Origin of the sequence: Bacillus sp. JJ1609 (assembly GCF_036967045.1) — a bacterium.
GTDB lineage: Bacteria > Bacillota > Bacilli > Bacillales > Cytobacillaceae > Mesobacillus.
Genome location: NZ_JBALSS010000013.1, coordinates 115,626 through 127,941, shown reverse-complemented (window position 1 = coordinate 127,941; position 12,316 = coordinate 115,626). Strand labels below are relative to the sequence as shown.

Genomic DNA, 12,316 nt, shown 5'->3' with positions numbered 1-12,316 from the left:
ATCCCGCAGGAGTCGAGTGCCCTCCGCTCCAATCAACAGGTGTTAAAATCAACATTGACCTTTAACACAGCTATAGAAAAAAGCACTCCTAATTCAAAGTGCTTTGTCATTTAATAATTGAAAAGCTACGCCATTGTTCTGGCAGCAAGCTTTGATATTTTTTCTGAAGGTATCTGTCGTCTATCAATATAATGATCCCTTTGTCAGTCTCTGACCGGATTAGTCTGCCTCCTGCCTGAAGAACCTTGTTCATCCCTGGATACACATAAGCATAATCATAGCCATTTTTACCTGCGCGTGAAAAATACTGCTTGATCAGATTCCGTTCGAAGCCTATCTGCGGAAGTCCTACTCCAACAACGATGACTCCATTCAGTCGGTCACCTTTCAGATCGATACCTTCTGAAAATATGCCCCCCAGTACGGCAAAGCCTACAAGCGTACGACCATTTTCAACCTGAAATGTATCGATGAAAGCCGTGCGCTGATCCTCGTCCATTCCGGTTCCCTGGACTATGGTCTGAATATCACCCGATTGCATGCTCCATTCTTCCAGAATAGTATTAAGATACTGATAAGATGGGAAGAAGATCAAATAATTCCCCGGTTTGCTTTTTACTGTTTGTAAAAGCGTGTGAACAATCGGCTGGATTGACTTCTCCCTGTCATGGTATCTAGTAGATAATGGCTGGATGGCTACCTCTGTCTGGTCCTTTGAAAACGGCGAGGGAATGAAGGCAACATAATTTTCTGCCTCCCCTCCGAGCATATCCTTATAGTATGCCATTGGGCTTAACGTGGCTGAGAAGAATATCCGAGCCTTAAAATGTTTCCCAGCTTGCCTTATCAAATGAGAAGGGTCAAGGCAAAACTGCTTTAAAACAACTTCATTTCGATCAATCTCGGAATAAAGGACATAGCGGTCATCAAACAGCTTGTTGATCCGAAGCCAGTTTTGCGCAGAAAAATAGGTATCTAAAAGAAGTACAGAATCTCCATCAGTGCCTTGCAGCAATACTTTTTCCGCATGCCCGACAAAATCTTCAATTAAATCGGTTAATTCCTGTAACACTTCCTTATAAACAACCGTTTTAGCAGCTCCAGCCTGTTTCCTTATGCTAATAAAGAAATCATTTATCTCTTTTGAATACTTAAAAACATCTTTATTTTTTGTTTTATATTGTCGTTTCAACTCCAGAAAATGAGCCTTTTCAATTGCAGACGAATACATATCTCTACCACGGTCAACGAGATTGTGTGCTTCATCTATTAGCAGGGCCGTCTGCTTTTTCTGGTCATCGAACAGCCGTTTGAGCGAAACCTTTGGGTCAAAAATATAATTATAATCACAAATGATCGCATCTGCCGAATAGGCAAGGTCAAGAGAAAATTCAAACGGGCAAACCTTGTGTTTTACTGCATATCTTTCAATACAAGCCCTGCCTAGCGCCTTTTCATTACTTAGGATATCTAGGATAGCACCATTGATTCGATCATAATAGCCATCCGCAAATTCGCAAAATTCCTTGCTGCATTTTCCTTCTGCCGTGAAGCATACCTTGTCTTTTGCTGTAATGGTCACAACATTCATTTCAAGCCCTTGATCCGCCATCAGCTTGAACGCTTCCTCGCCCGTCTGCCTGGTGGTTGTCTTTGCGGTCAAATAAAAGATCTTCTGCAAAATCCCTTCCCCGATCGCTTTTACCGATGGGAAAATGGTGGATATCGTTTTCCCAATGCCTGTTGGCGCACTGGCAAACAAGGTCTGTCCATCTAAAATGGTCTTATAGACAGAGCCCGCAAGCTGCCTTTGGCCATTGCGATACTCCCTGAAAGGGAATTTTAATTCTCTTATGCTTAAATCACGGGAAAACTGGTGCTCATGGAGCAGTTTAGCATATGGTGCATAAGTCGATAAAAGATGCATCATGAAATTCTCAAGCTCTGGACGTGACCTTGTTCTTTTGAATTTTTTTATTTCACCTGAGTTTTTTTGGACATATGTAAGCTGTATATCAATGGTTTCCATGTCATGGTCCTGCAGGTACATATATGCATAACACTCTGCCTGAGCCCAATGAGCAGGGTTTGAATCTTCTTGTATGTATTCAAGGCTTCCTGAAGTTGACTTAATTTCATCAATCGTTACATGGCCGTCTGATAAAAGCAATCCATCACATCTGCCTTCGATGAAAAAATGCAGATCTTCATAAAGGACATCTGTTTTTAAAAACACTTCACTTTGATCGTTTTCATCATAAGTCTTCTGCACTTCGCGATGAATCCTTGAACCTTCGGTGAAAGAAGTGGCTGTCCTGAATCCCGATTCAATGCTTCCGCTGCTATAAACATACTCTGCCAATGCTCTGACAGGGATTTTTATTTCATATTCCATTCTTCCACCTGCCTGATTGTCTGTTTTATTCTATTATAGTACATATGTTCTTGTGTAACCAATAAAAAAACCGCTCCCTTTTGTTGGGGCGGATTTATATATGTTTACCAGTGACGAGTACTCTCAAGCAAGCTGTCAATTTCAATAGGGTTCAGTGCAAAACTAATATCATCTTCGGCGATTTCCATTGTTTCTTCCAACAGGTCGTCAATATTCATGCTAATCGTTCCCATCCCGAACCTCCTCGTTTATTCAGCCAGATTTTGCTTCTGTCCAGCTTCGTCAACATAGTTCGTTTATTATATCAGGAGTTTGGGGGTAGAAATCCGCAAAGAATATTTTCCCAACTTTTTGCTAATATTCTCTTATTTCTAGGCAAAAAGATTTACAGCAACTTGTATTAGAGGTAAACCATTTGATGGGTTTTCTTAAAAAAACCTTATAAAATCATGTCAGAATATTTCCCAACAAAAAAAGGCCATAAAGGCCTTTTTTTTCTCTAAATCAGATTGGAGGCAGGATTGGCGGGTAACCCGCAACTAAAACTCCTAAAGCGATTGCAGTTGAAAGCAAAGCAACTAACTTCTTTTTCATTTTTCATTCCTCCACTTAATTGATTTTTTCAATATATTTTACTGCTTGATCAAACCGGCCTATCTGTCGATAGTGGTTTGACAGCATTTTGTAAAATCCAATTAATTCTTCGCTTTTGCCATCACTTTCTTCTAGATAAGGAATCACTTTATCTTCTGAATAGGCAAGCGACTTTTCAGGTGAATCCAATGTCATTAAATAATAGTTTGAGAGAATTCTATACTTTCGGCTTTCAAGTTCTTTGGCAAGATGAAGTACCTCCTGGAAAGCCTCCCTGGCCTTCTCGATGCTCTTCAATTCGATATAAATCTCGCCCATGGAATAAAGTGTAATGAGATAATGCGTTGTGTTTTTCTTTTGCATTGACTTGCTCTTTTCGAAGAAGACTATGGCTTCTTCAAAGTTTTTAAGCTTCTTCTGCAGATAGCCCATATTATGATAAATTTCAGGCAACAGTTGGGTAGCCTGCAATAATTCTGCGTTCCTGATCAGATGCTTGAAGCAATCTTGGGCTTCCTCATAAATCTTCGAATGGGTGTAATTGATGCCAAGCAGCATCATAGCATGAAGTATTCTTTTAAAGTTATGGTCTTCCATGAATTCCTGCAGGGCAAGCTTTCCATAATAGATCGCGTATCCAGGCTCTTCTAATGTGGTCTTCGCGATCGCTCTATGGTAAAACAGTTCACCGCTAGAGATTTCAATTTTAGAATCTTTCCCGATGGAATCAAGCAGCTCATCTGCCTTTTTGTAAATGCCCTTCTTTAATAACCATACAGCATAAAGATAGGAAAATAAAGCCATTTGAGGTTGGGAAAATATATTCTTCTGTTTGTTCAAAAGTTCGTATTGTTTTTGTGCCTCTGGAAGGATTTCTTTAAAAATCAAGTATCTATATTTACTAAGTTCATATGTATGTAGGTTCGTAGTAAATGGAATGATTCCTTCAAACTCTTTTAGTTTTTCCATTACTTGGTCGGCTTCATCATTTAGATAGTAATCAATTTTTTCATTTAACTCAGTTACCAGATGTTTAATCTGTTCTTCATTTTCTGTTATAGAAGAAATATTCACTCCAAGCTTTTCGAGCAGCAAGCCCATCGTCTCTTCATTAGCTTCCTTTGAGTTACTCTCAATTTTACTCAAATGCGGAACCGAACATATGCCAACTGCCAGTTCCTTTTGTGTTAAGCCCTGTTGTATTCTATAAAATTTAATAAGTGGACCGAATTGCATACGTTCACCTGCCGTTTTCTTTTTAATCTACCATCTTTTAGAATATTTTAAACAGTGCAAAAGTACCATTTTTTAAAAATTCTTTATTATCTGCTATTTAAGATAGCTTCAATTAAATAGCCACCCGGATCAATCAACCCGGATGGCTGGCATTGTTTGTAGTTTGTAATTGCTTATTTTACACGTGGGAATCCAAATCCAGAAGCATAGTCATCGCCAGTAGTTGCTCCTGTTCCACCTTTGATATCATACAGCTTGGCACGTCTTTGGATTTCAGAACGAAGCTGAGCGTTGCTCCAGGATTTGTTTGAAGACCAAAGTTTAGCTGCAAGGCCTGAAATGTGTGGAGTTGCCATTGATGTACCGCTCATTGTCGTATAGTTTCCATCAACTGCAGTTGAATAGATTCCTCCGCCCGGTGCTGACACTTCAATATCTTTTTCCTGGATTACATAATCACCGTCAGTATTTGGGTTTCCTCGAGAAGAGAAGTCAGAAACCTTATGCGTTCCATTTACAAAAGTGTTATCAAGTGATGCTACCGCAATCGCATTTGTTAATGCACCTGGATAGCCGATTGTATTAGCACTCGGACCGCTGTTGCCTGCAGCTGCAACCACTAACGCTCCCTTACCATATGCATAATCTACCGCACTAGCAATCATTGAATCTTTTCCACTAGAGCCTAAAGACATAGAGATAACAACCTTAGTGCCTATACGAACTCCCTCATCTGCAGCATGACGGATTGCTCCAGCGATGTCATCTGAATAACCAGACCCATTGTCACCTAACACTTTATATGCCCAAAGCTCAGCGTCTGGTGCGACACCGTAAACACCTGCTCCATCATATCCACCGTTTGCTAATACAGTTCCAGAAACGTGTGTTCCATGGCCTTGACGGTCAGTACACGAGCCATTTACCAGTGAAGAACTAGTCTGGGTGAAATCTTTACATTGTTCGACATTATCAGTTAAGTCAATGTGATTACGGTTTACGCCTGTGTCTAGGACTGCAACCTTGATTCCATCCCCTCCAGTCGTATAAGTGATATTGTTGTCATTGTAGATTGCCTGGATTCCCCAAGGAGTCTGGTCGGATGGATAAGCAGCCTGAACTGTATAGTCCCCCTTCCCTTTCCCATTAGCATCAACACGGCCTTCGACTGTAAGTTGCTCAACTCTAGAAATCTTCAAATTTTTGTTGTTCAAAAGAGCCTGATACTGCTTCCCATTCACTTCGGTTGTGAATCCTTCACTGCCAAAATTCCAGCGTTCGCCGTATTGATCTTTTACTTTCGCTTTCTCGGAACTCGGACCCTGAATTAAAACTCGATAAGTATCTTGGCTTTCCGACGATCCTGCGCCAAAAGCCCCTGTTGCAAACATGGAAACTCCCATTGCCAAACTAAGTACTGCAGAGCCGAGTATTCTTTTCTTCTTCATCCTTTTGCTCCTCTCACCTACGAAAAATTTTGGCAGCTTGCTGGCTGCGAGTTAAGTATATTTCAAATTTTCTGCTAATATCAACACATAACCCGGGTGTTTTAATTGGGAAATAAGTATTGGTTTTAAGCTTGTCCTGCAAAGATTTGGGACCTTTTTTTCAACTAAATTTCCATTCATATTTATAGGTTTTTTGCCATAGAAGTATGAAAATAAATCCAACTCCTTCTATAGTATAGGGGGTAAAAAAGTTCGGATTTTAACAGAATATAAGGATTTTATTTATGATGAAAATGGAAAATAATAGCTGGGATGTAGTTGGGAAACTAGGTGTTTTTTTGTCAAAATGGTGGGTTGGTAAGCATTTAGCTGGATCTAACTACGGATAAAAAGGCGGTAATTTCGGCTGCATTTATTTAAGAAAATATCCTTCATGATGACCTAAGCATTCGAACTATTCAGTACTGCTGTTATGATATATGGATTTAAAAATCGCTAGCTGTCCATTAAGAAAAATGCCTTCTCCAAATTCCATAAATCAAAAAAACACTTCGATTTCCCTTCGAAGTGTTTTTTAAAAGTTTATAAAGATTTTTTTAAGGCTTTACTTAAGCTATTCAAAAATGGGACATCGAGTTTGGAGTTTGTGCGGTTCAAATATAAAGCGTGGTTTGGTTTTATACCAATAATGCTTGGATGGAGACCCATGATCTGAAGTTCATTTATAAGTGAGATGAAGGATTCTACTCCATCATTTGTTAGTTCGCCAACACCATTAAAATCAAACAAAATTTCATCATAGCCTCCATCTAGTGCTTTTTGAAGTACACGTCCTTCGTTCTGACTGATCAGCTCTGCGTCAAGATTGCCAAAGAGTGGCACCAAGGCAGCATTTTTCGTCAGTTTTATAAAAGGGCAGGATAGATTTTTTATTTCAAATAACGTTTTTTCAACTTGCTCTTTCTTTTCCAGAAGTTCGAGATTCGTCTCTGCCAGTCTTAATCGGTGTTTCTCCACAATGCTTTCTAATTCCGCTAGGCGATGATCTTTTTCAATGCAGATAACATGGCCTTCGTTGCCCTCCCAGTTAATGCTTATATCAACAAGTGCGTAAGGTGATTCTTTTGTTTTCATGATCAGTTCACCCTCGGCCCTTTTGAACGTATATCCAAGAAGCCTTTCAGCCTTTGACCTGCTTTCCCAATCGATAAGCTGTAAAAAACTATTGCCTATTACGAAAACTTCCGTACTCTTATTTGAATAACCGAGGATTTGAAAATCCCGATCAATTAAAAAATATGGTTGGGGCAAAAATTTAATAGCCGACACTCGATTTCACTCCATGCGGATGACGGTCAAGCCAATTTTTCACGCCCTCCAGATTTTTAATGAATATTGTCCGTTCTGATCCATGGCGGGTAAATTCATATTTTTCAAGCAGTCTTCCGCCCACGATGATAGCAGGGCGATTTGGGAGTCTCTCTAATTCTTTAATATATGGCTCCAGATGTTCAGCATGATAAAGGATGGAAAAAGAAATACATATAGCGTCCGGTTTCCATTCTTCCGCTGCTTTTTTAACATATTCCAGCGGCAGATTTGGACCATGGAACCGCGTATCCCAGCCTGCTTCACTGAACAGCTGGCTTGTCATCTTTAGACCGAGATAATGTTGTTCATTTTCCACGCAAAGAAACATCGCTTTTTTTTCAATCGAATCAATGTGATGATCTTTTTTCTTTTGCCAGAGATAGCGCGCAAGCAGGAAATCGCACGTTGAAGTTGCGAGATGCTCATCAGCAACTGTAATATTGTTGGTTTCCCAAAGATAGCCGATATGCCTCATGGCAGCTGTAAAGATCGATTCATAAATAAAAAGGCTATCTCGATTAGCTTTCCGTTCTTCTTCAATCAGTTCCCACGATTCTTCTTGCTTTCCTTTGAGCAAGAGCTGAGCAAGCGCAATTCCTGTTTCCAATATACTTCACCACATTTCTATTCTTGAGTTTCAGCTGGCTGTAATGATTCGATAGAACCCTCAAGTATTCTGATGTATTTTGCAGAATTTTCATCTGTATAATTTCTGAATGCGGACTGAAGTCTCTCAAAATTGTCTACAAGATGGTCAGTTTTCATACCTCTTGATGTTAATATTCCGTTTAACCAGTGGGCATAATCAATGAAAAATTGTTCATCCCCCATAGATATAGCTGTTTGGAGATGTTTAATATGGTGTTCATTATCCTCGCGGCATTTCTTTCTTCCCTGTTCCCCATATTTTTCGAGCAGCACAGGATAATCTCGGTAAATGCCTTCCGTGACTTCATCTATAATATTATTAATTGCCTCAGGATTCATCTTGCCACCACCATAAATCTTTGTACCTTTGGCTTGATGGATGCAAGCTCCTGGTCAGGGTAGTTCTTTTCTAACTCGTGGACTTTCTTATATGCATCGCTCGTAATGTACGCTATATAATTTTCCTTTGTATCCCAGGAAATCTGGACTGTTAATTCGGATGTTGTCAGTTCGTTTTGCAGCAATTGGAAGGAGATAAAGCCTTCATACTCATCTACTAATCTAGATCTTTTTTGATAAATAGCTATTACCTCATCGACTTTTCCTTCAGGCACGTTCACGGTTGAGTGGACAATATACATTGTTAATCTCCCCATTTCTGCAACTCTCAAAAAAAACATAATTCAATTATACCTTTATAAAATTTGCTTATCAAATTACGCATCTGTTTACATATTGTTAACAGAGCTTACTATTTTTTCAAAATTATACTTGATAAATTTTCACCTTTAAAATAAGATACTAAAAAACTATATTAAAGGGAGAAATTGGGATGATTAGAAAACTTACAGCATCTGACAATAATCACGTGATGGTTCTTTTGAAAAAAGAGCCATCTATTAATCTGTTTATCATCGGTGACATCGAGGCGTTTGGCTACGATTCGGAAATGCAGGAGCTATGGGGAGTATTTGATACGGAGGGTAAAATCAAGTCTGTTTTGCTTCGTTTTCACAATTCTTTTATCCCCTATTCACAGGATGAGAATGCACTTCCTGCAGAGGAATTTGCTGAAATAATGAAATCCTATCACAATAAGATATTTCTGTCAGGAAAAAGTACGCTTGTTGCAAAGTTTGAAGGCATTGAGGATCTGAACCTTGGAAAGAAACAAGTTACATATTTTGCAGAATGTACTTCGGCAGACCTAATTGGGAGAACGACACAAGAAGTTAAGACAGCTACAATCGATGACGTAGACAGAATCTTAGAGCTTCGGGGAAGCATAGAAGAATTTTTTCCTAATCCAAACGCACGTAAAATACTGGTGGAATCAATGGAAAATAAAACAGGCCGCTCATATTATATAGAGGAAGATGGAAAAATGGTGGCATCTGCAGCTACAGCTGCTGAAAATTCAATGTCAGCTATGATTGTGGGTGTTTGTTCACATAAAGACTACAGACGAAAAGGACTTGCGACTGCTGTTATGCAGAAGTTGTTTACCGATGTTATGAATGAAGGTAAAATTCTTTGTCTATTTTATGATAATCCAGAGGCAGGCCGCATATATAAACGGCTGGGATTTAAAGACATTGGAATGTGGACAATGCACAGATAAATTTGTAAATATTGATAGAATTATACCGGATATATGCCTTATGTGACCGAACTGCAGATTATATGGGTGGAAATGTGAAAGCATCGGGTTCATGTTAAATATTCCTAAAAAAAGCTGGATGATGTCTATGATCATCCAGCTTTCTTCTTAAAAGATAAGAAAGAAAATGTGCTCGGCTCTTCGACGGACACGATGTACTAGTGCCGAGGTTGCCACAGGACGTGGCTTAGTTAGTCGCCGTTCCTTTTACTAGGCGCTTGCGCTTATCTTATTGTCGTGCTGCTCTAGCTATAGCTTCAATGGCCTGCTGAATCTGGTCTTCTGATATGTCAAAATGGGTAACAAACCTTACATGGGTTGCTCCGAATGTGCCAGTGATCACTCCTTCTGCGCGGAGCCTTTCAACAAAAATGTCGGATGTAATGTTTAAATCCGCAACGTCTGCAACGACAATGTTCGTTTCTGGCTGGCTTGCCAGCTTCATTCCAGGAATGGCTTCAATTCCTTCTGCGAGAACCCTGGCATTCCATTGGTCTTCACCAAGCCTGTCTTTCATTTTTGTCAAGGCGATCAGTCCAGGTGCAGCAATGACACCTGCCTGTCTCATTCCGCCTCCAAGGCGTTTTCTCCATTTTCTGGCCTGTTGGATAAAATCGGTGGTTCCTGCAAGTAAAGACCCTACTGGAGCCCCTAATCCTTTAGAGAGGCAAATTTGTACGGTATCAGTGCTTTTCGTAAATTCCTTAACATCTAGGCCTGCAGCAGCAGCTGCGTTGAACAGACGGGCTCCATCCAAATGGACAGGAACTTTATGATCCTTAGCGATATTGTATATTTGCTCCATATTGCCAACAGGAATAACAGCTCCTCCTGCACGGTTATGGGTGTTTTCAAGACAAATCAACCCTGTTTCAGGATAATGGATATCCTCACTACGAATTGCGCTTAAAACCGATTTGGGATCCATTGCGCCGCGGTTCCCTGCAATTGTTCTTGTTTGAACTCCGGCAAGGGCCGAAACAGCACCTGATTCATAATAAAATATATGGGATTCTGCCTCAAGAAGCAGTTCCTGTCCCGGGCGGCAATGAGTAAGGACAGCGATTTGGTTTCCCTGTGTTCCGCTCGTAACAAATAATGCGGCTTCCTTTCCCAGTATGTCTGCTGCTGTCTCTTCTAGTTCCCTTACTGTCGGGTCTTCTTTGTAGACATCATCGCCAACCTCAGCTGTATACATGGCCTTGCGCATTTCTTCTGTTGGTTTGGTGACTGTGTCGCTTCTTAAATCAATCATGGTCCATCCCCCTTTATCCTCTGAATATTACTATTTTTCTATTCTACCAAGTCAAACTGCAAAAAACTAACAGTTTTGCTTATATAATCATCGGGTAAATCCAAAGTGTCGATTACACGAGGAGGAATAACGATGAATATTGAAAAAATAATGACAAAAAATGTTGAATTCTGCAGTCCTGATACACCAATACATCAAGTAGCAGCAAAAATGAAGGATCTTGACGTAGGTGTCATCCCTATATGTGAGGGTGAACAGCTCACTGGGCTTGCAACTGACAGAGATATCGTCTTAAAGGCAGTCGCAGCAAATGTGTCGCTTGATACTCCTGTTTCAGAAGTAATGACAACAGACCCTGTCAGAGGCACTGTCCATATGACGGCTCAGGAAGCTGCTGACTTAATGGCAGATGTCCAAATTCGCCGTCTGCCTATTGTCGAGGATGGAAAGCTGATTGGAATTGTATCTTTAGGAGATATAGCAGTAACTGAAAAGCTTGATGATGAAGTTGGCCAGGCACTTGAAGAGATTTCCACACCTTCAGAACCGAATAACTAATTTATAAGACATTCAGGATAAGAATAGAGAAACCCCGCTGCATGTTTAGCAGCGGGGTTTTCTCTATTCTTCTATTTTCCTGAATTCCAAACCCTTTTCCTTCATTAAAAATTTTAATGCAGACTGGAAGGTCGAAAATGTTTGCGCTTCTAATTTAATGCCTGCAAGCACCATTCGCTTTACAAGCTCAGTATTCATACCTACAAACAAGGTCCTGACTCCCATCAGGGACATGGAAGTTGCCATCTCTTGCAATTCAATTCCTATTTCATCAAGACAGAGATTCTCAACCCGTTCCCCTGTGATATCAGTAAGATCAATAATGGCTGTTTCAATATCCTTATTATGGATATAAGTAAGCAGCTTTTCGCGTATTTTGTCGAATCTTTCCATTCGAAGCAAACCCGTAATCGGAACTAGAATCGTTTCAGGAACGATAGAAGGAATAATCGGTGCGGCCATCTCAGATAAAATGATTTCATACTCTTTTATTTTTTGCTCGAGTTCCTGCAGTCTCTCATTTACCAATTTTCCCTTTACCCCCCAAAAAGCCTTACCTGGAAAATGTATCTTTGTTTATGATAACCTTCCAAAAATAATTTGTATAGAAAAATATAAAAACCACTTCAAATTGTTGAAGCAGTTTAACTTAATATGATTCTATAAGGACTCTTCGTTATGTCACACTGTCAAAGTTAAAGTAATTAGGAATTGTTTCATCCTCACAAAAACATTCATATTAATTGATCACACTGATTAAATGCATAATATCTTCATAAATCTGCTCTTGGTATTGGTCATCACAACATTTGTTGTAATCTTCGATAAGACGTCCAAGTTCTTTTAAAAATATCAGCTTTTCATCTTCATTTATCATGGCACAATTCTCCTTAATAGGACAAAAGTCGTGTCTGTGGTTAAATTTAACATAATCCTTGAATTAAAACAACGGAAAAGATTTCTTAGCTACTTTTATATTTTGTAAAAATGGAGAAACTATGCATGGAATTCAAAATTACACCTTTTTACAGAGAACTAAGTAACCTGAAAGGAGCACTTCATGCTGTTAAATCTCTTTAGAATTGGAATGGTATTCTTATCCTGGTCATCACTGTTGCTATATCCAAAGCGTTCCTTTAAGCGCTTTTGGC

General features: G+C 39.6%; 13 protein-coding genes. 2 read left to right on the top strand and 11 right to left on the bottom strand.

The window, feature by feature from the left end:
* Window positions 1-106: 106 nt before the first annotated feature.
* The 8 genes from V7654_RS12210 to V7654_RS12175 all read right to left on the bottom strand — a co-directional run bounded on the left by V7654_RS12210 (window position 107) and on the right by V7654_RS12175 (window position 8,348).
* A complete protein-coding gene (locus V7654_RS12210; protein ID WP_335430602.1) occupies window positions 107-2,395 on the bottom strand; it encodes an ATP-dependent DNA helicase in 2,289 nt (762 codons plus the stop codon).
* Between the two features lie 104 nt (window positions 2,396-2,499).
* Complete coding sequence (locus V7654_RS12205) at window positions 2,500-2,628, bottom strand: hypothetical protein (protein WP_335430601.1); 129 nt, start codon at window positions 2,626-2,628, stop codon at window positions 2,500-2,502.
* A gap of 376 nt (window positions 2,629-3,004) precedes the next feature.
* Window positions 3,005-4,225 carry a helix-turn-helix domain-containing protein gene (locus V7654_RS12200; RefSeq protein WP_335430600.1) on the bottom strand — a complete coding sequence of 407 codons (1,221 nt, stop codon included), beginning with the start codon at window positions 4,223-4,225 and terminating at the stop codon, window positions 3,005-3,007.
* Between the two features lie 173 nt (window positions 4,226-4,398).
* Entirely contained in the window at window positions 4,399-5,673 is a 1,275-nt protein-coding gene (locus tag V7654_RS12195) for a S8 family peptidase (protein WP_335430599.1), read from the bottom strand.
* A 582-nt stretch (window positions 5,674-6,255) separates the two neighbouring features.
* Window positions 6,256-6,807 carry a hypothetical protein gene (locus tag V7654_RS12190; protein ID WP_335430598.1) on the bottom strand — a complete coding sequence of 184 codons (552 nt, stop codon included), beginning with the start codon at window positions 6,805-6,807 and terminating at the stop codon, window positions 6,256-6,258.
* A 181-nt stretch (window positions 6,808-6,988) separates the two neighbouring features.
* A complete protein-coding gene (locus V7654_RS12185; RefSeq protein ID WP_335430597.1) occupies window positions 6,989-7,651 on the bottom strand; it encodes a cobalamin B12-binding domain-containing protein in 663 nt (220 codons plus the stop codon).
* A gap of 17 nt (window positions 7,652-7,668) precedes the next feature.
* Window positions 7,669-8,031: a hypothetical protein gene (locus V7654_RS12180; protein WP_335430596.1), complete on the bottom strand. Its 363-nt coding sequence runs from the start codon at window positions 8,029-8,031 to the stop codon at window positions 7,669-7,671.
* Entirely contained in the window at window positions 8,028-8,348 is a 321-nt protein-coding gene (locus V7654_RS12175) for an antibiotic biosynthesis monooxygenase family protein (RefSeq protein ID WP_438825290.1), read from the bottom strand. Before V7654_RS12175 ends, V7654_RS12180 begins: the two co-directional genes overlap by 4 nt.
* 176 nt (window positions 8,349-8,524) lie before the next feature.
* On the opposite strand from V7654_RS12175, the gene V7654_RS12170 reads away from it, so the two are divergent.
* On the top strand, window positions 8,525-9,313 hold the full coding sequence (locus V7654_RS12170) for a GNAT family N-acetyltransferase (RefSeq protein WP_335430595.1): 789 nt from the start codon (window positions 8,525-8,527) through the stop codon (window positions 9,311-9,313).
* A gap of 268 nt (window positions 9,314-9,581) precedes the next feature.
* Here the strand turns inward: V7654_RS12170 and ltaE are convergent, their stop codons facing one another.
* A complete protein-coding gene (ltaE, locus tag V7654_RS12165; protein ID WP_335430594.1) occupies window positions 9,582-10,607 on the bottom strand; it encodes a low-specificity L-threonine aldolase in 1,026 nt (341 codons plus the stop codon).
* 132 nt (window positions 10,608-10,739) lie between these two features.
* Here ltaE and V7654_RS12160 point away from each other — a divergent pair, with 132 nt between their 5' ends.
* The gene (locus V7654_RS12160) at window positions 10,740-11,165 is read left to right on the top strand and encodes a CBS domain-containing protein (RefSeq protein WP_335430593.1); all 426 of its coding nucleotides are present in this window, start codon (window positions 10,740-10,742) and stop codon (window positions 11,163-11,165) included.
* Between the two features lie 63 nt (window positions 11,166-11,228).
* Here the strand turns inward: V7654_RS12160 and V7654_RS12155 are convergent, their stop codons facing one another.
* Together V7654_RS12155 and V7654_RS12150 are read right to left on the bottom strand one after the other, a co-directional pair.
* Window positions 11,229-11,693, bottom strand: coding sequence for an STAS domain-containing protein (locus V7654_RS12155; protein ID WP_335430592.1), 465 nt, complete (start codon window positions 11,691-11,693; stop codon window positions 11,229-11,231).
* Window positions 11,694-11,904: 211 nt separating this feature from the next.
* A complete protein-coding gene (locus tag V7654_RS12150; protein ID WP_335430591.1) occupies window positions 11,905-12,042 on the bottom strand; it encodes a hypothetical protein in 138 nt (45 codons plus the stop codon).
* Window positions 12,043-12,316: the final 274 nt, after the last annotated feature.